This window comes from Halomonas sp. SL1, from assembly GCF_003030865.2.
GTDB classification, from domain to species: Bacteria; Pseudomonadota; Gammaproteobacteria; order Pseudomonadales; family Halomonadaceae; genus Halomonas; species Halomonas halophila.
The window spans coordinates 94,649-113,161 of record NZ_PYUQ02000020.1 but is presented as its reverse complement, the minus strand read 5'-3'; the positions used below and the strand labels follow the sequence as shown (position 1 = coordinate 113,161).

Genomic DNA, 18,513 nt, shown 5'->3' with positions numbered 1-18,513 from the left:
ACATCGCCTGATCACTGACAAACGGTGATGCCCGTTCGCTTACGTAAAATGGCCAGAAAACGCCCCGTCCTTTTCGAGAGGGCGGGGCGTTCATGCATCGAGGGGTGAGTTGCTGGCAATCAGGCGGGTTCGATGTGGCCGGGGAGATGGAGGCTCCTCAAGCTGGAAAAATGTCGCGACAGGGCAACAGCGCTGCCTAGCGCTGGCGATTTCCATGCTGGTCGAGCGGCTTCGTGGCAGCTAGGCTGACGGGGCACTCAATCGGAACACGAGACGTCTCAGGAGGAGAGTTTCATGATGACCCAATCGATGCTGCGCAAGATCGCCCTGGCGAGCTTCATCGGCATGACCGCCTTCGGCCTGGCGGCCTGCGAAGAGGAAGGCCCGGCAGAGCAGGCCGGTGAGAATATCGACGAGACCATGGAAGAGGCCGGCGAGAGCATGGATGATGCCGTGGATCAGGCGGGTGAGTCCGTCGAGGAGATGGGTGACAGCGTCGAGGAAGCTGCCGACGAGGCCGATTCGGGCTACTAAGTCGGCGTGGCGCTTCGGGCGCGATGCATGCAGCAGCAGAGGCCGGGCGAATGCCCGGCCTTTTTCGTTGTGAGCGCCATGTGGTCGGGAATTTCCGGCGCCGCGGCAGTTCCGCTAGAATGAGCGTTTTTCCCGGCAGGGGCGCGTGCATGACCATTGGTGACCTGATCCGCCTGTTGAGCGATGGCGAATTCCATTCCGGCGAACAGCTGGGCGAGCGGCTGGGCGTGTCTCGCGCCGCCGTCTGGAAGCAGCTGCGCAAGCTGGAGGCGCTGGGGATTCCCATGGAGGCGGTGAAAGGGCAGGGTTATCGACTGGCCGAACCGCTGGAGTTGCTCGACGGGGCCACTATCGTGGCCGGTTTGTCGCGAGAGGTGCGTCAGCACGTCAGTCGCCTGTTCGTCGAGGAGACGCTGCCTTCGAGCAACCTGTTTCTGCGCGAGCGCTTCGCTCAGGGCGCCGGGCATGGCGAGATCTGCCTGGTGGAGCAGCAGAGTGCCGGTCGAGGGCGTCGAGGGCGCACCTGGGTGACGCCCTGGGGGCGTACCCTGATGTTCTCGATCGGCTGGCGAGTGGAGTCGGGCGTGGCGGCCCTCGAGGGTCTCAGCCTGGCTGTCGGCGTGGTGCTGGCCCAGGTGCTGGAGCGCCATGGCGTGCGCCCGCGGCTCAAGTGGCCCAACGACGTGCTGCTGGAGATGGATTCGGGGGAGCTGGGCAAGCTGGCGGGTATCCTGGTCGAGCTGACGGGGGACGCGACGGGGCCCTGCGAGCTGGTGGTGGGCATGGGTATCAACGTCGATCTGCCGCTGTCCTTTCGCGAGGGGATCGAGCAGCCGGTGGGGGCGGTCCGTGACCAGGCCCCGGGGCTGTCACGCAATCAACTGGCCGTGGAGCTGCTCGACGGGCTGATGCCGATGCTGGCCGATTTCGAGCATCGAGGGTTCGAGGGCTGGCAGGAGGCCTGGAATGCCCGGCATGCCTTCGCCGGGCGCGAGGTGGATATCCTGCGTGGCGAGCGGCGCGAGCCCGCGGTCGCCGAGGGCGTCGATGTCGCCGGGAACCTCTGGGTGAAAGGGGAGGGCGGGCGCGAGCGTCTCGCTGGTGGCGAGATCAGCGTACGGGGGCGGTAATGATCCTGGATCTGGATATCGGCAACACCCTGTCCAAATGGCGGCTGAAGGATGCCGAGAGCAGCGAGATCCGATCGCGCGGGGCCGTGTGGACACGCGAGGAGTGGCGGCCCGGGGCCGATATCCCGGATCTCGATGTGGTCGAGGCGGTGAGGATATCCAGCGTGGCGCGCAAGGCGGTGCTGGCCCAGACCGTGGCCCTGCTGCAGCGCCGGGTGCGCAGCGTGCATGTGGCGCGCTCGGAACCCGAGGCACTGGGGGTCAGCAATGGATACCGGGAGCCCGGCAAGCTGGGCGTGGATCGCTGGCTGGGTGTGCTGGCCGGCTATCAGCTGGCGGGCGGCTGCTGCACGGTGGATTGCGGTAGCGCCATCACGGTGGACTTCGTGCTGCCCGGCGGCCAGCACCTGGGCGGCTACATCCTGCCGGGGCTGCGCCTGATGAAGGAGAGCCTCAAGCTCGGCACGCGCAACGTGGCGATCGACCCGGACAGCGAGGCCGACGAGCTGCTGGTGCCGGGGGCGCGAACGGTCGAGGCCGTCAATCATGGTATCTACATGGCGGCGGTGAGCGCGGTGAACCGGATCTACAGCGAGGTGTGCGACCGTGAGGGGGTGTCGCTGCCGCTGCTGTTGACCGGGGGGGATGCCCGGGTGGTCTCGCGCGGGGTTCAGGTGCCCCATGCCGTCTGGCCTGACATGGTGTATGGCGGGCTGGAGGCCTGTTTCCCGCTCACGGCGGCGGAGCGGGCGGGTCGCATGTCGGGCGCGCCAACGGTGCCGCGCCGGGTGCCGCTGGAAAAGATACGCGCGGGGCTTGCGTTCTCCATGCTGCTTTGACACAATGCGTCGCGTTCTAGGGGAGCAGGCGAGCCGAGGCCGCCGTGCCATGCTTCAAGAAGATTGGTAAAACAATCACTTGACACCAAGAACAGGAGCGGTAAAATGCTCCGCCAGCTGGAGGGGTTCCCGAGTGGCCAAAGGGAGCAGACTGTAAATCTGCCGCGAAAGCTTCGAAGGTTCGAATCCTTCCCCCTCCACCAGGTTTTGGCCGCACTCGTCGAGGCGGGTGGTGGCAAAAAGAGCGGGCAGGCGGGCATAGTTCAATGGTAGAACCTCAGCCTTCCAAGCTGATGATGCGGGTTCGATCCCCGCTGCCCGCTCCAAGCTAAGGTTTTGCTCATGTAGCTCAGGGGTAGAGCACACCCTTGGTAAGGGTGAGGTCGACGGTTCAAATCCGTCCATGAGCTCCACATTGAAAAGGCGAGCGATAGCTCGCCTTTTCTCTTTCCCTGGCCGGTGTGAGTAGGTCGGATCAGGGGTTGTCAGTTCGGGCGGCATTCGCTATGATGGCGCCCGCTGTCGCTGAGGCCTCCCGCAAAGGGTGGTCGCGGAAGCAACAGGCCAGTAGCTCAATTGGCAGAGCAGCGGTCTCCAAAACCGCAGGTTGGGGGTTCGATTCCCTCCTGGCCTGCCAGTCTTCCCCAGGCTGGTGAGATTTCTTGTATCTTTCATGTTTCGATTGCCGCACCTTGAGGAGTCTCGTTTTCATGAAACATAACGCCGAGGTGCAGGAGTCGCGCCACGACGGGCTCAAGTGGGCGGTTGTCGTTACCCTGCTGGTTCTTGCCGTGGTCGGCAATACCTATTTTGCCGACCAGGCGCTGCTTTATCGCGTGCTTGGCGTCGTCGCCCTGAGTGTGGCGGCGGCGCTGGTGGCGCTGACCACCACCAAGGGGCGTGAGCTGGTCGAGCTGGCTCGCAGTGCCAAGAAGGAAATTCAGCGCGTCGTCTGGCCGAGCCGTCCCGAGACCGTGCAAACCACCGCCATCGTGCTGGTGGCCGTCCTGGTCGTGGGCCTGGCCCTGTGGCTCATCGACACGCTGCTTGGCTGGGCCATGTCCGGCGTCATTGGTTAGGAGTCTTCATGTCCAAGCGTTGGTACGTCGTTCACGCCTACTCCGGCTTCGAGAAGCATGTCATGCGCTCGCTCATCGAGCGCGTGAAGATGTACGGCATGGAGGATCGCTTCGGCGAGATCCTGGTGCCGACCGAAGAAGTCGTCGAGATGCGTGACGGCAAGCGCCGCAAGAGCGAGCGCAAGTTCTATCCCGGCTATGTGCTGGTCGAGATGGAAATGGATGACGAGACTTGGCACCTGGTCAACGAGACCCCGCGCGTCATGGGGTTCATCGGAGGCACCAAGGAGAAGCCGGCGCCGATCACCCAGCGGGAGGCCGATGCCATCCTCAGCCGGGTCAAGGATGGCACCGAGAAGCCGCGCCCCAAGACGATGTTCGAGCCGGGACAGTCCGTGCGCGTCATCGACGGTCCGTTTGCCGACTTCAACGGCGTTGTCGAGGAAGTCAACTACGACAAGAGTCGTCTTCAGGTCAGCGTGCTGATCTTTGGTCGTGCTACGCCGGTCGAGCTGGAGTTCTCCCAGGTCGAGAAGGAATAATCGCCCTCTCGCCAAGCAGGTTTTCGTGACGGCCGCCGAGAGCGGTCGTCTTCACCGGGGAGCCGCAAGGCGCTATCACCCATCTGGAGTAAATCATGGCCAAGAAAGTACAGGCTTACATCAAGCTGCAGGTTGCAGCCGGTAAGGCCAACCCGAGCCCCCCCGTGGGTCCCGCGCTGGGTCAGCACGGCGTGAACATCATGGAGTTCTGCAAGGCGTTCAACGCCGAGACCCAGAACCTCGAGCCGGGTCTGCCGACTCCCGTCGTCATCACCGTGTACTCCGACCGCAGCTTCACCTTCGTCACCAAGACGCCGCCCGCCGCCGTCCTGCTGAAGAAGGCTGCTGGTATCAAGTCCGGCTCCGGTGAGCCGAACAAGAACAAGGTCGGTACCGTGACCCGCGCGCAGCTCGAAGAGATCGCCCAGGCCAAGGAGCCGGATCTGACCGCTGCCGATCTCGACGCCGCGGTGCGTACCATTGCCGGTAGTGCCCGCAGCATGGGCCTCAACGTGGAGGGCCTCTGATCATGGCTAAGCTCAGCAAGCGCGCTCAGCAGATTCGCGAGAAAGTTGACCCGAACAAGGCGTACTCCCTCGAGGAGGCCGTGGCCCTGCTCTCCGAGCTGTCCACTGTCAAGTTCAAGGAGTCCGTGGACGTCGCCGTCAACCTGGGCGTCGATCCGCGTAAATCCGACCAGGTCGTGCGTGGCGCCACCGTCATGCCGAACGGTACCGGCAAGGACGTGCGCGTTGCCGTCTTCACCCAGGGTGCCAACGAAGAAGCCGCCAAGGAAGCCGGTGCCGATATCGTCGGCATGGACGACCTGGCCGAGCAGGTCAAGAAAGGCCAGCTCGACTTCGACGTGGTCATCGCCTCGCCGGACGCCATGCGCGTCGTCGGTCAGCTGGGTCAGATCCTCGGTCCGCGTGGCCTGATGCCGAACCCGAAGGTCGGCACCGTGACCCCGGACGTGGCTACCGCCGTCAAGAACGCCAAGGCCGGTCAGGTGCGCTTCCGTACCGACAAGAACGGCATCATCCACGCCACCCTCGGCAAGGTCGACTTCGACGCTGACGCGATCCGCGGCAACCTCGAAGCTCTGATCGCCGACCTGAAGAAGCTCAAGCCGAGCACTTCCAAGGGCGTGTATTTCAAGAAGGTCTCCCTGTCCACCACCATGGGCCCGGGTCTGACCGTCGATCACGCCGCGTTCGTCTAACGCCGCGTTCGACAATCGAGCAAGAACTTTGCGGTCCCCGTGCACGACATCGATGCGAGTCGGCGGGGCATCGTCAAAGACCGCAGGTGCCGCCTCGCTGCCGAGGCGGCTTAATTGTCCCTCGGGGCAGCCTGCGCAGATGGTGTGGCCGCCAGATCTCTGGTGAGCACCATCACCCAGGACCCCCGGCGAGTGGCCTCACGGCCCGCCGGGGGAGATGGTAACCACCGGAATCCTCTGCGGAGATTCCGGCACGAAGGAGTGATCACCGTGCCACTAGCACTCGAAGGCAAGAAGGCCATTGTTGCCGAGGTCAGTGAAGCGGCCAAGGATGCTCTCTCCGTCGTCGTTGCCGACTCTCGTGGCGTCCCGGTCAGCAAGATGACCGAACTGCGCAAGCAGGCCCGCGAGAATGGCGTGCAGATCCGTGTTGTCCGCAACACCCTGGCACGCCGCGCCCTCGAAGGCACTCAGTGGGAGTGCCTGAACGAGTCTTTCGTGGGTCCGACTCTGCTGGCCTTCTCCACCGATCATCCGGGCGCTGCCGCCCGTCTGTTCAAGGAGTTCGGTAAGTCCGAGGAAGACTTCGAAGTCAAGGCGCTGGCATACGAAGGCGAGTTCATCCCGGCGAGCGATCTCGACCGCCTGGCAAGCCTGCCGACCTATGACGAGGCCATCGCGAAGCTGATGTCCGTCATGAAGGAGGCTTCTGCCGGCAAGCTGGTTCGTACCCTCGCCGCGCTGCGTGACCAGAAGGAAGGCGAGGCCGCCTGAACGGCGAACTCGACCCCCTCTCGCGAATCGAATATTGAATCACCGAGTCGTCGGCCCGCCGAGACTCCCGCAAAGTTAGGAACGTGAAAATGGCACTGACCAAAGAAGACATCATCAACGCCGTCGCCGACATGTCCGTGATGGAAGTCGCCGAGCTGATCGAAGCGATGGAAGAGAAGTTCGGCGTGACCGCCGCTGCTGCCGTCGTCGCCGGCCCGGGTGGCGGTGAAGCCGCTGCTGCCGAAGAGCAGACCGAGTTCGACCTGGTGCTGACCGCCGCTGGCGACAAGAAGGTCAACGTCATCAAGGCCGTCCGCGAGATCACCGGTCTGGGCCTGAAGGAAGCCAAGGGTGCCGTCGACGGCGTCCCGGCGACCCTGAAGGAAGGCATGTCCAAGGAAGATGCCGAAGAAGCCAAGACCAAGCTGGAAGAAGCCGGCGCGAGCGTGGAGCTCAAGTAATCCTTGTGCCCACGGCTTCACGCGCTGCGTAAGCTTCCACGGCTGGTGGCGGGACACCCGCTGCCGGCCTTTTTCTGTTGTCGCTAGGCGGTTCGCCCTTCGGGCCTCCGCCAGCCGAATTCCGACGGCGAGCCTCCCTCCGGGGGCTTGCCGTCAGCGCCTGACGGAGCCGCGTCCGTCGGGTGGCGCCGACACGCATCGGTCACCCATGGTGAACAAGCTGGGGAATACAGATGGCTTACTCATACACTGAGAAAAAACGCATCCGCAAGGATTTCGGCAAACTGCCCCAAGTGATGGATGTGCCTTACCTGCTGGCCATCCAGCTTGATTCCTATTACGACTTTCTCCAGCAGGATCGCTCACCCGAAGAACGCCTCGACCTCGGCCTGCATGCCGCCTTCCGGTCGGTCTTTCCGATCGAGAGCTTCTCCGGCAATGCTGCGCTGGAATACGTCAGCTACCGTTTCGGCACTCCGGCCTTCGACGTCAAGGAGTGCCAGCTGCGTGGCGTCACCTATTCGGCTCCCCTGCGCGTCAAGGTCCGTCTGATCATCTACGACAAGGATTCGTCGAACAAGGCGATCAAGGACATCAAGGAGCAGGAAGTCTACATGGGGGAAATCCCCCTGATGACCGAGAACGGTACCTTCGTGGTGAACGGTACCGAGCGCGTCATCGTTTCCCAGCTGCACCGCTCCCCGGGCGTGTTCTTCGATCACGACAAGGGCAAGAGCCACTCCTCCGGCAAGCTGCTGTATTCCGCTCGGGTGATTCCCTACCGCGGTTCCTGGCTGGACTTCGAGTTCGATCCCAAGGACAACGTCTTCGTGCGCATCGACCGTCGCCGCAAGCTGCCGGCCACGGTGCTGCTGCGCGCGCTGGGCATGAGCGCCGAGGAGATCCTCGACGAGTTCTTCGACACCAGCACCTTCCACATCGAGAAGCGCGGCTTCTCCGTGGAACTGGTGCCGTCTCGCCTGCGCGGCGAGACCGCGACCTTCGACATCAAGGATGGTGACGGCAACGTCATCGTCGAGGAAGGTCGTCGCGTCACCCAGAAGCACATCCGCCAGCTGGAGAAGGCCGGCCTCGAGCGTCTCGAGGTGCCGATGGACTACCTGTTCGGCAAGGTGCTGGCCAAGGACCAGATCGATCCCAACACCGGCGAGCTGATCTGCGCCTGCAACACCGCGATCACTCCGGAAGTGCTGGAAACCCTGGGCCAGGCCGGTCTGACCCGCCTGGAGACCCTGTACACCAACGATCTGGATTGCGGTCCGTTCGTCTCCGACACCCTCAAGCTGGACACCACCGGTTCCCAGCTCGAGGCGCTGGTCGAGATCTACCGCATGATGCGCCCCGGCGAGCCGCCCACCAAGGAGGCCGCCGAGACGCTGTTCAACAACCTGTTCTTCACCGAGGACCGCTACGACCTGTCCGGCGTCGGTCGCATGAAGTTCAACCGTCGTCTGCGCCGCGAGCAGGACGAGGGCGCCGGCGTTCTCGATCAGCGCGATATCCTCGACGTGCTCGGCGAGCTGATCAACATCCGTAACGGCTTCGGCGACGTCGATGACATCGACCACCTGGGCAACCGTCGCATCCGCTGCGTCGGCGAGATGGCCGAGAACCAGTTCCGCGTCGGCCTGGTGCGCGTCGAGCGTGCGGTCAAGGAACGCCTCTCCATGGCGGAGAGCGAAGGCCTGATGCCGCAGGACCTGATCAACGCCAAGCCGGTGGCCGCGGCGGTGAAGGAGTTCTTCGGCTCCTCCCAGCTGTCGCAGTTCATGGACCAGAACAACCCGCTGTCCGAGGTGACGCACAAGCGTCGCGTCTCCGCCCTCGGCCCGGGTGGTCTGACCCGCGAGCGTGCCGGCTTCGAGGTGCGTGACGTTCACGCCACCCACTACGGCCGCCTTTGCCCGATCGAGACCCCTGAGGGTCCGAACATCGGTCTGATCAACTCGCTGGCCACCTACAGCCACACCAACAGCTACGGCTTCCTCGAGACGCCGTACCGCAAGGTCGTGGACGGTCAGGTGACCGACGACGTGGTGCACCTCTCCGCGATCGAGGAGGGCAACTTCGTCATCGCCCAGGCCTCGGCTACCGTGGACGAGGGCGGCAAGCTGGTCGACGACCTGGTGCAGGTCCGCCATCGCGGCGAGACCACCTTCATGCGCCCCGAGCAGGTCACCCTGATGGACGTCTCGCCGCGTCAGGTGGTGTCCGTGGCCGCGGCCTTGATCCCGTTCCTCGAGCACGATGACGCCAACCGCGCCCTGATGGGGGCGAACATGCAGCGTCAGGCCGTGCCGACCCTGCGCGCCGACAAGCCGCTGGTCGGTACCGGCATGGAGCGTTTCGTGGCCCGCGACTCCGGCGTCTGCGCCGTGGCCCGTCGTGGCGGCACCATCGACTCCGTCGACGCCAAGCGCATCGTGGTGCGGGTCAACGAGGACGAGATCATCGGCGGCGAAGCCGGCGTCGATATCTACAACCTGACCAAGTACCTGCGTTCCAACCAGAACACCTGCCAGAACCAGCGTCCGATCGTGCGCCCCGGCGACAGCGTGGCCAGCGGCGACATCCTGGCCGACGGCCCGTCCGTCGACATGGGTGACCTGGCCCTGGGCCAGAACATGCGCATCGCCTTCATGCCGTGGAACGGCTACAACTTCGAGGACTCCATCCTGCTCTCCGAGCGGGCCGTCCAGGAAGACCGTTTCACCACCATCCACATCCAGGAGCTGACCTGCGTCTCCCGCGACACCAAGCTGGGCGCGGAGGAGATCACCTCCGACATTCCGAACGTCGGCGAGTCCGCGCTCGGCAAGCTGGATGAGGCTGGCGTCGTCTACATCGGTGCCGAGGTCGGCGCGGGCGACATCCTGGTCGGCAAGGTCACGCCCAAGGGCGAGACCCAGCTGACCCCGGAGGAGAAGCTGCTGCGTGCGATCTTCGGTGAGAAGGCGTCCGACGTGAAGGACACCTCCCTGCGTGCCCCGACCGGCATGAAGGGCACCGTCATCGACGTGCAGGTGTTCACCCGCGACGGCGTGGAGAAGGATTCCCGTGCGCTCTCCATCGAGCAGCAACAGCTCGACGAGGTGCGCAAGGATCTCCAGGAGACCTATCGCATCGCCGAGGACGCGACCTTCGAGCGTCTGCAGCGCACCCTGGTCGGCCAGCCGGTCAACGGGGGGCCGAAGCTCAAGAAGGGCGACGTGCTCAGCGACGAGTACCTCGAGGAGCTGCCGCGTCAGCAGTGGTTCAAGCTGCGCATGCAGGACGAGAGCCTCAACGAGCTGCTGGCCCAGGCCGACGAGCAGCTGGAGACCCGTCGCAAGGAGATGGACGAGCGCTTCGAGGACAAGAAGCGCAAGCTCACCCAGGGCGACGACCTTGCGCCGGGCGTGCTGAAGATCGTCAAGGTCTACCTCGCCATCAAGCGTCGCCTGCAGCCGGGCGACAAGATGGCCGGCCGTCACGGTAACAAGGGTGTCATCTCGGCCATCATGCCGGTCGAGGACATGCCGTTCGACGACAACGGCGAGCCGATCGACGTGGTGCTGAACCCGCTGGGCGTGCCGTCGCGCATGAACGTCGGTCAGATCCTCGAGACCCACCTGGGCATGGCCGCCCGCGGCCTCGGCGTGAAGATCGAGCACATGCTGCGCGACGCCCGCGACCAGCAGGTCTCGCAGATCCGCGAGTTCCTGGGCAAGGTCTACAATACCGAGTCGAGCACCCGGGTCGAGGACATCGATTCGCTCTCCGACGACGAGGTGATCGCGCTGGCGAAGAACCTCAAGGCGGGCGTGCCCATGGCCACGCCGGTCTTCGACGGTGCTCGCGAGCATGAGATCAAGCACCTGCTGACGCTGGCCGACCTGCCGGACTCCGGCCAGACGACCCTCTACGACGGTCGTACCGGCGATGCCTTCGATCGCCCGGTCACCGTGGGTTACATGTACATGCTGAAGCTCAACCACCTGGTGGATGACAAGATGCACGCGCGTTCCACCGGTTCCTACTCCCTGGTGACCCAGCAGCCGCTGGGCGGCAAGGCGCAGTTCGGTGGTCAGCGCTTCGGGGAAATGGAGGTCTGGGCCCTGGAAGCCTATGGCGCCGCCTACACCCTTCAGGAAATGCTCACCGTCAAGTCCGACGACGTGGAAGGCCGCACCAAGATGTACAAGAGCATCGTGGATGGCGACCACACCATGCAGGCGGGCATGCCGGAATCCTTCAACGTGCTGGTGAAGGAAATCCGCTCGCTGGGCATCGATATCGAACTGGAGAGCTGAGGCGGCCGCTACGGCGCTTCGCAGTAATGACGGTCCGCGGGGGCGTGCGCGCCCCCGCCCATGACAACTCCGCAACGGAGCCGACCCATGAAAGATTTGGTGAAAGTCCTCAAATCGCAGTCTCAGTCCGACGAGTTCGACGCGATCAAGATCACGCTGGCGTCGCCGGACATGATTCGCAGCTGGTCCTTCGGCGAGGTCAAGAAGCCCGAGACCATCAACTATCGTACCTTCAAGCCGGAGCGCGACGGCCTGTTCTGCGCCAAGATCTTCGGCCCGGTGAAGGATTACGAGTGCCTGTGCGGCAAGTACAAGCGGATGAAGCATCGCGGCATCATCTGCGAGAAGTGCGGCGTGGAGGTCACCAAGGCCGCCGTGCGCCGCGAGCGCATGGGCCACATCGAGCTGGCCAGCCCGGTCGCGCACATCTGGTTCCTGAAGTCGCTGCCGTCCCGCATCGGCATGTTCCTGGACATGACCCTGCGCGACATCGAGCGGGTGCTCTACTTCGAGAGCTTCATGGTCGTCGATCCGGGCATGACCACCCTCGAGCGCGGCCAGCTGCTCAACGACGAGCAGTACTTCGAGGCCCTCGAGGAGTTCGGTGACGACTTCGACGCCCGCATGGGTGCCGAGGCCGTCCAGGCCATGCTCAAGGACATCGATCTCGAGGAAGAGATCGAGCGTCTGCGCGAGGAAATCCCGCAGACCAACTCCGAGACCAAGATCAAGAAGCTGTCCAAGCGCCTGAAGCTGCTGGAGGCCTTCCAAGGCTCCGGCAACGACCCGGCGTGGATGGTGATGGAAGTGCTGCCGGTGCTGCCGCCGGACCTGCGTCCGCTGGTGCCGCTGGACGGCGGTCGCTTCGCGACCTCCGACCTGAACGACCTCTACCGTCGCGTGATCAACCGCAACAACCGCCTCAAGCGGCTGCTGGATCTCAACGCGCCGGACATCATCGTGCGCAACGAGAAGCGCATGCTGCAGGAAGCGGTCGACGCCCTGCTCGACAACGGTCGTCGCGGCCGGGCCATCACCGGCTCGAACAAGCGCCCGCTGAAGTCGCTGGCCGACATGATCAAGGGCAAGCAGGGGCGTTTCCGTCAGAACCTGCTGGGCAAGCGCGTCGACTACTCCGGCCGCTCGGTCATCACCGTGGGTCCGACCCTGCGTCTGCACCAGTGCGGTCTGCCGAAGAAGATGGCGCTCGAGCTGTTCAAGCCGTTCATCTACTCCAAGCTGCAGGCCAGCGGCCAGGCGTCCACCATCAAGGCCGCCAAGAAGATGGTCGAGCGCGAGCTGCCGGAGGTGTGGGACATCCTCGCCGATGTCATCCGCGAGCATCCGGTGCTGCTCAACCGCGCCCCGACTCTGCACCGTCTCGGCATCCAGGCCTTCGAGCCGCTGCTGATCGAGGGCAAGGCGATCCAGCTGCACCCGCTGGTGTGTGCCGCCTACAACGCCGACTTCGACGGCGACCAGATGGCCGTCCACGTGCCGCTGACCCTGGAAGCGCAGCTCGAAGCCCGCGCGCTGATGATGGCCACCAACAACGTGCTGTCACCGGCCAACGGCGAGCCGATCATCGTGCCGTCCCAGGACGTGGTGCTGGGTCTGTATTACATGACCCGCGAGAAGATCAATGCCAAGGGTGAGGGCATGGTGTTCTCCGACCTCAACGAGGTCGAGCGCGCCTTCGGCACCCAGAGCGTCGACCTGCACGCCCGCGTCAAGGTGCGCCTCGACGAGGTGACCGTGGACGAGGAGACCGGCGAGCAGAGCCAGACTCGCAAGATCTACGACACCACCGTGGGTCGCGCGCTGCTGTTCCGCATCCTGCCCGAAGGCGTGTCCTTCGAGCTGATCGACCAGCCGATGAAGAAGAAGGCGATCTCCCAGCTGATCAACGAGGTGTATCGCTGCGCCGGCCTGAAGCCCGCGGTGATCTTCGCCGACCAGCTGATGTACACCGGCTTCCGCATGGCCACCTGGTCCGGCGCCTCCATCGGCGTCAACGACTTCGTCATCCCGGATGCCAAGGCCGAGATCGTCGAAGGCGCCGAGGAAGAGGTCAAGGAAATCGAAGACCAGTTCTCCTCCGGTCTGGTGACCGCGGGCGAGAAGTACAACAAGGTCATCGATATCTGGGCCCGTGCCAACGACCAGGTCGCCAAGGCGATGATGACCGGCATCTCCAAGGAGAGCGTCATCGACCGTGAGGGCAACGAGGTCGAGCAGGACTCCTTCAACAGCGTCTTCATCATGGCCGACTCCGGTGCCCGGGGTAGTGCCGCCCAGATCCGCCAGCTGGCGGGCATGCGTGGCCTCATGGCCAAGCCGGACGGCTCGATCATCGAGACCCCGATCGTCGCCAACTTCCGTGAAGGCCTGAACGTCCTCCAGTACTTCATCTCGACCCACGGTGCGCGTAAGGGCCTGGCGGATACGGCACTCAAGACCGCCAACTCCGGTTACCTGACCCGTCGTCTGGTCGACGTGGCACAGGACATGGTCATCACCGAGGCCGATTGCGGCACCGAGAACGGCCTGACCCTGCACCCGGTCATCGAGGGCGGCGACATCATCGTCTCGCTGGCCCAGCGCGTGCTTGGCCGCGTGGTCGCCCAGGACGTCATCGATCCCGAGAGCGAGGAAGTGCTGATTCCGCGCGGCACGCTGCTCGACGAGGCCTGGTGCGCCGAGCTCGACACCATGGGCGTCGACGAGATCGTGGTGCGCTCCGCGATCAGCTGTGACACCAGCCATGGCGTCTGCTCCTCGTGCTACGGTCGCGACCTGGCTCGTGGCCATCAGGTTAACGTCGGCGAGTCCGTGGGCGTCATCGCCGCCCAGTCGATCGGTGAGCCGGGTACCCAGCTGACCATGCGGACCTTCCACATCGGCGGTGCGGCCTCTCGTGCCTCCGCAGTGGACAGCGTCCAGGTCAAGCACGGCGGCAAGGTGCGCCTGCACAACATCAAGCACGTGGAACGCGGCGACGGCAAGCTGGTCGTGGTCTCCCGCTCCAGCGCCCTGGCCGTCGCCGACGAGCACGGTCGCGAGCGCGAGTACTACAAGCTGCCCTACGGCGCCGAGCTCTCCGTCAAGGACGGCGATGTCGTCGACGCCGGTCAGACCGTGGCCAAGTGGGATCCGCACACTCACCCGATCGTGGCCGAGGCCGAGGGCAAGGTGCAGTACGCGGACATGGACGAGGGCGTCACCATCCACCGCAGCGTGGACGAGATGACCGGCCTGTCCTCCATCGAGGTGATCGAGTCTGCGGCGCGTCCCATGGCCGGCCGCGACAAGCGCCCGATGATCCTGCTGTCCGACGAGGCCGGCAAGCCGGTGACCGTGGCCAACTCCGACACCCCGGTGCAGTACCTGCTGCCCGGCAAGGCGATCGTGACCGTCGACGACGGTTCCAAGATCGGCGTCGGCGAGGTGGTGGCCCGTATTCCGGTGGAAGCCACCGGTAACAAGGACATCACCGGTGGTCTGCCGCGCGTGGCCGACCTGTTCGAGGCGCGCAAGCCGAAAGAGCCGGCGATCCTCGCCGAGATCAGCGGTACCATCAGCTTCGGCAAGGAAACCAAGGGCAAGCGTCGTCTGGCGATCACCCCGGAATCCGGCGATCCGTTCGAGATGCTGATCCCGAAATGGCGCCAGATCGCGGTGTTCGAGGGTGAGACCGTCGAGAAGGGCGAGGTCATCTCCGACGGCCCGAGCAATCCGCACGATATCCTGCGTCTGCTCGGCATCGCCGAACTGGCCAAGTACATCGTCGCCGAGGTGCAGGACGTCTATCGCCTGCAGGGCGTGGGCATCAACGACAAGCACATCGAAGTGATCGTGCGTCAGATGCTGCGCAAGGTCGAGATCACCGATGCCGGCGATTCCGACTTCATCCCGGGCGACCAGGTCGAGCTGGTGCGGGTGCTGGAGCAGAACGCGGCGCTCGAGGCCACCGACAAGTTCCCGGCCAAGTACCAGCGCCTGCTGCTGGGTATCACCAAGGCCAGCCTGGCCACCGAGTCGTTCATCTCCGCGGCCTCCTTCCAGGAGACCACGCGGGTGCTGACCGAAGCGGCGGTCACCGGCAAGCGCGACTACCTGCGCGGCCTGAAGGAAAACGTGGTGGTGGGACGTCTGATCCCGGCCGGTACCGGCCTGACCCACCATGCGGAGCGTCGCCGCAAGCGTGAAGACGCCGAACGCGTGCTCCAGCCGTCGGCCCAGGATGTCGAGCAGGAACTGGGCGCTCAGCTCACCGCGCTCGACTCGGACGACGACGAAATCTGACGTCGATGACCGCTCGCGCGGCGCCCCTCGGGGCGTCGCGCTTGACGGTCGATGGCGTCAGCCATTAGAATGCGCAGCCTTTAACAGTGGGGCGGGTGCGCCCGCGCCATTGGGAAAGAGGAACGCAAGACAGGAAGCGAACGGCTACTCGCTTCCGCCAAGGCAACCCATTTGGAGCGATAAATGGCTACCATCAATCAGCTCGTGCGCAAGCCGCGCAAGCGTCAGGCCGCCAAGAGCGACGTGCCTGCGCTGCAGGCCTGCCCGCAGAAGCGCGGCGTCTGCACCCGCGTTTACACCACCACCCCGAAGAAGCCGAACTCGGCCCTGCGTAAGGTCTGCCGTGTGCGCCTGACCAACGGCTTCGAGGTGTCTTCCTACATCGGCGGTGAAGGCCACAACCTCCAGGAGCACTCCGTGGTCCTGATCCGTGGCGGTCGAGTGAAGGACCTTCCGGGTGTCCGTTACCACACCGTTCGCGGTGCCCTGGATACCTCCGGCGTCCAGAACCGTAAGCAGGGTCGTTCCAAGTACGGTACCAAGCGTCCGAAGGCCTAAGCCTCCGCGCAGCGTTACCGGCTACGGCCACACCAGAACATCGATATTGACACGGTCTGATAAGAGTAAGGTCGAGCGCCCATCCGGTCGTCTCGGGTTTACCTGAAGGACCCTTCGGAAGAGGGCTTATCATGCCTAGAAGAAGAGTTGCGGCCAAGCGCGAGATCCTCCCGGATCCCAAGTTCGGATCCGAGCGCCTGGCGAAGTTCATGAACCACCTGATGATCAGCGGCAAGAAGTCCGTAGCTGAGCGCATCGTCTATGGTGCGCTGGACAGGGTTGCCGATCGTTCCAACGAAGAGCCGCTGGAGATCTTCGACAAGGCGCTGGAAACCATCCAGCCCATGGTCGAGGTGAAGTCTCGCCGCGTCGGCGGTGCGACCTATCAGGTACCGGTCGAAGTGCGTCCGTCTCGCCGTCAGGCGCTGGCCATGCGTTGGCTGGTGGACGCCGCACGTCGTCGCGGTGAGAAGACCATGGTGCAGCGTCTGGCTGGCGAAATGCTGGATGCCGCCGAAGGCAAGGGTTCGGCCGTCAAGAAGCGTGAAGACGTGCATCGCATGGCAGAGGCCAACAAGGCCTTCTCTCACTACCGCTTCTAAACCGCACCGCCAACCAACGGGAGTTACATCGTGGCTCGCAAGACTCCGCTCAAGCGTTACCGCAATATCGGTATCGTGGCCCACGTCGACGCCGGTAAGACTACCACTACCGAGCGTGTCCTGTTCTACACCGGTCTGTCTCACAAGGTCGGCGAGGTCCATGAGGGTGCCGCCACCATGGACTGGATGCAGCAGGAGCAGGAGCGTGGCATCACGATCACCTCCGCGGCGACCACCTGCTTCTGGCAGGGCATGAACAAGCAGTTCGATGAGCACCGCATCAACATCATCGACACCCCCGGGCACGTTGACTTCACCATCGAAGTCGAACGTTCCCTGCGTGTGCTCGACGGTGCGGTCGTCGTGCTGTGCGGTTCCTCCGGTGTGCAGCCGCAGACCGAGACCGTCTGGCGCCAGGCCAACAAGTACGAAGTTCCGCGCATGGTGTTCGTCAACAAGATGGACCGTGCCGGTGCCGACTTCTTCATGGTCGTCAACCAGCTGAAAGACAAGCTGGGCGCCAACGTCGTGCCGATCCAGATCAACTGGGGCGCCGAGGACGACTTCAAGGGCGTGATCGACCTCATCCAAATGAAGGCCATCCAGTGGGATGAAGCCAACTTCGGGATGAACTACGAGCTGGTCGACATTCCTGCCGATCTGCAGGACAAGGCCGCGGAATACCGCGAGCACATGGTCGAGTCCGCCGCCGAGGCCTCCGAAGAACTGATGGAGAAGTACCTCGAGGAAGGCGACCTCTCCGAGGAGGAGATCAAGGCCGGTCTGCGTCGTCGTACGCTCGACAACGAGATTGTGCTGGTCACCTGTGGCTCCGCGTTCAAGAACAAGGGCGTGCAGGCGGTTCTGGACGGCGTGATCGAGTACATGCCGTCGCCGACCGAGGTCAAGGCCATCGAGGGTGAGCTGGACGACAAGGACGGCACCATCGCGACCCGTGAGGCGGACGACAGTGCGCCTTTCGCCGCCCTGGCGTTCAAGATCGCCACCGACCCGTTCGTCGGTACCCTGACCTTCATCCGCGTCTACTCCGGCGTGCTGAAATCCGGTGACAGCGTCTACAACTCCGTCAAGCAGAAGAAGGAGCGCGTCGGCCGTATCGTGCAGATGCACTCCAACTCCCGCGAGGAGATCAAGGAAGTGCTGGCCGGCGACATCGCCGCCTGCATCGGCCTGAAGGACGTCACCACCGGTGACACCCTGTGCGACCTGAATGACAAGATCATTCTCGAGCGCATGGAGTTCCCGGATCCGGTGATCTCCGTGGCCGTGGAGCCGAAGTCCAAGGCCGACCAGGAGAAGATGGGCGTCGCCCTCGGCAAGCTGGCCCAGGAGGATCCGTCCTTCCAGGTCAAGACCGACGAGGAAACCGGCCAGACCATCATCTCCGGCATGGGCGAGCTGCACCTGGACATCATCGTTGACCGCATGCGTCGCGAGTTCAAGGTGGAAGCCAACATCGGCAAGCCGCAGGTCGCCTACCGCGAAACCATCCGCAACAGCGTCGAGCAGGAAGGCAAGTTCGTTCGCCAGTCCGGTGGTCGCGGCCAGTACGGTCACGTTATCCTGCGTATCGAGCCGTTGACGGCCGAGGACAAGGGCGAAGATGAAGAGATGAACTTCAAATTCGCTTCTGAAATCGTCGGCGGTGTGGTTCCGAAGGAATACGTGCCGGCCGTCGAGAAAGGGGCCTATGAGCAGCTCCAGAACGGTGTCATCGCGGGCTACCCGATGATTGACGTCAAGGTCACGCTGTTCGACGGTTCCTACCACGACGTGGACTCTAACGAGACCGCGTTCAAGGTCGCCTCTTCCATGGCGATCAAGGAAGGCGCACCCAAGGCCAAGGCCGTGCTCCTCGAGCCGGTGATGAAGGTCGAGGTCGTGACTCCCGAGGAATTCATGGGGGATGTCATGGGCGACCTGAACCGTCGCCGTGGTCTGGTCCAGGGCATGGACGACTCGCCCGCGGGCAAGGTCATCCGCGCCACCGTTCCGCTGGCTGAGATGTTCGGTTACGCAACCGACCTGCGCTCTCAGACCCAGGGCCGCGCGAGCTACACCATGGAGTTCGCGGATTACGAAGAGGCGCCGAACAGCGTCGTTGAAGCCGTCATCAACCAGAACGGTTAACCG

The 18,513-nt window shown here is 64.0% G+C and carries 14 protein-coding genes and 4 tRNA genes; all 18 read left to right on the top strand.

What is annotated here, in order from left to right; translation table 11 throughout:
* The first annotated feature begins 294 nt into the window (after positions 1-294).
* On the top strand, positions 295-534 hold the full coding sequence (locus C9J49_RS14050) for a hypothetical protein (RefSeq protein ID WP_052052490.1): 240 nt from the start codon (positions 295-297) through the stop codon (positions 532-534).
* Positions 535-683: 149 nt separating this feature from the next.
* Positions 684-1,664 carry a biotin--[acetyl-CoA-carboxylase] ligase gene (locus C9J49_RS14045; protein ID WP_046077813.1) on the top strand — a complete coding sequence of 327 codons (981 nt, stop codon included), beginning with the start codon at positions 684-686 and terminating at the stop codon, positions 1,662-1,664.
* Entirely contained in the window at positions 1,664-2,503 is an 840-nt protein-coding gene (locus C9J49_RS14040; protein ID WP_035596323.1) for a type III pantothenate kinase, read from the top strand. The genes C9J49_RS14045 and C9J49_RS14040 overlap by 1 nt, the downstream gene beginning before the upstream one ends.
* 119 nt (positions 2,504-2,622) lie before the next feature.
* Positions 2,623-2,706, top strand: a tRNA-Tyr gene (locus C9J49_RS14035).
* A 49-nt stretch (positions 2,707-2,755) separates the two neighbouring features.
* Positions 2,756-2,829 (top strand) — tRNA-Gly (locus C9J49_RS14030).
* Between the two features lie 12 nt (positions 2,830-2,841).
* Positions 2,842-2,916, top strand: a tRNA-Thr gene (locus C9J49_RS14025).
* Positions 2,917-3,064: 148 nt separating this feature from the next.
* Positions 3,065-3,140: transfer RNA gene (locus C9J49_RS14020), tRNA-Trp, on the top strand.
* A 73-nt stretch (positions 3,141-3,213) separates the two neighbouring features.
* Positions 3,214-3,582, top strand: a complete 369-nt coding sequence (secE, locus tag C9J49_RS14015; RefSeq protein ID WP_107182447.1) for a preprotein translocase subunit SecE — start codon at positions 3,214-3,216, stop codon at positions 3,580-3,582.
* An 8-nt stretch (positions 3,583-3,590) separates the two neighbouring features.
* Positions 3,591-4,124 (top strand): transcription termination/antitermination protein NusG, encoded by a 534-nt coding sequence (gene nusG / locus C9J49_RS14010; RefSeq protein ID WP_035596328.1) that lies wholly within the window; start codon positions 3,591-3,593, stop codon positions 4,122-4,124.
* A gap of 95 nt (positions 4,125-4,219) precedes the next feature.
* Positions 4,220-4,651, top strand: coding sequence for a 50S ribosomal protein L11 (gene rplK, locus C9J49_RS14005; protein ID WP_046077812.1), 432 nt, complete (start codon positions 4,220-4,222; stop codon positions 4,649-4,651).
* 2 nt (positions 4,652-4,653) lie between these two features.
* Positions 4,654-5,346 carry a 50S ribosomal protein L1 gene (gene rplA / locus C9J49_RS14000; protein ID WP_035596332.1) on the top strand — a complete coding sequence of 231 codons (693 nt, stop codon included), beginning with the start codon at positions 4,654-4,656 and terminating at the stop codon, positions 5,344-5,346.
* 270 nt (positions 5,347-5,616) lie between these two features.
* Positions 5,617-6,120 (top strand): 50S ribosomal protein L10, encoded by a 504-nt coding sequence (gene rplJ / locus C9J49_RS13995; RefSeq protein ID WP_035596334.1) that lies wholly within the window; start codon positions 5,617-5,619, stop codon positions 6,118-6,120.
* A gap of 89 nt (positions 6,121-6,209) precedes the next feature.
* The gene (rplL, locus tag C9J49_RS13990) at positions 6,210-6,581 is read left to right on the top strand and encodes a 50S ribosomal protein L7/L12 (RefSeq protein WP_016856427.1); all 372 of its coding nucleotides are present in this window, start codon (positions 6,210-6,212) and stop codon (positions 6,579-6,581) included.
* A 233-nt stretch (positions 6,582-6,814) separates the two neighbouring features.
* Positions 6,815-10,894, top strand: coding sequence for a DNA-directed RNA polymerase subunit beta (gene rpoB / locus C9J49_RS13985; protein ID WP_035596337.1), 4,080 nt, complete (start codon positions 6,815-6,817; stop codon positions 10,892-10,894).
* Between the two features lie 87 nt (positions 10,895-10,981).
* Complete coding sequence (rpoC, locus tag C9J49_RS13980) at positions 10,982-15,199, top strand: DNA-directed RNA polymerase subunit beta' (protein WP_035596338.1); 4,218 nt, start codon at positions 10,982-10,984, stop codon at positions 15,197-15,199.
* A 183-nt stretch (positions 15,200-15,382) separates the two neighbouring features.
* Positions 15,383-15,757: a 30S ribosomal protein S12 gene (gene rpsL / locus C9J49_RS13975; protein WP_016856424.1), complete on the top strand. Its 375-nt coding sequence runs from the start codon at positions 15,383-15,385 to the stop codon at positions 15,755-15,757.
* Positions 15,758-15,888: 131 nt separating this feature from the next.
* Positions 15,889-16,359 carry a 30S ribosomal protein S7 gene (gene rpsG / locus C9J49_RS13970; RefSeq protein WP_016856423.1) on the top strand — a complete coding sequence of 157 codons (471 nt, stop codon included), beginning with the start codon at positions 15,889-15,891 and terminating at the stop codon, positions 16,357-16,359.
* A 30-nt stretch (positions 16,360-16,389) separates the two neighbouring features.
* Complete coding sequence (fusA, locus tag C9J49_RS13965) at positions 16,390-18,510, top strand: elongation factor G (RefSeq protein WP_046077810.1); 2,121 nt, start codon at positions 16,390-16,392, stop codon at positions 18,508-18,510.
* Positions 18,511-18,513: the final 3 nt, after the last annotated feature.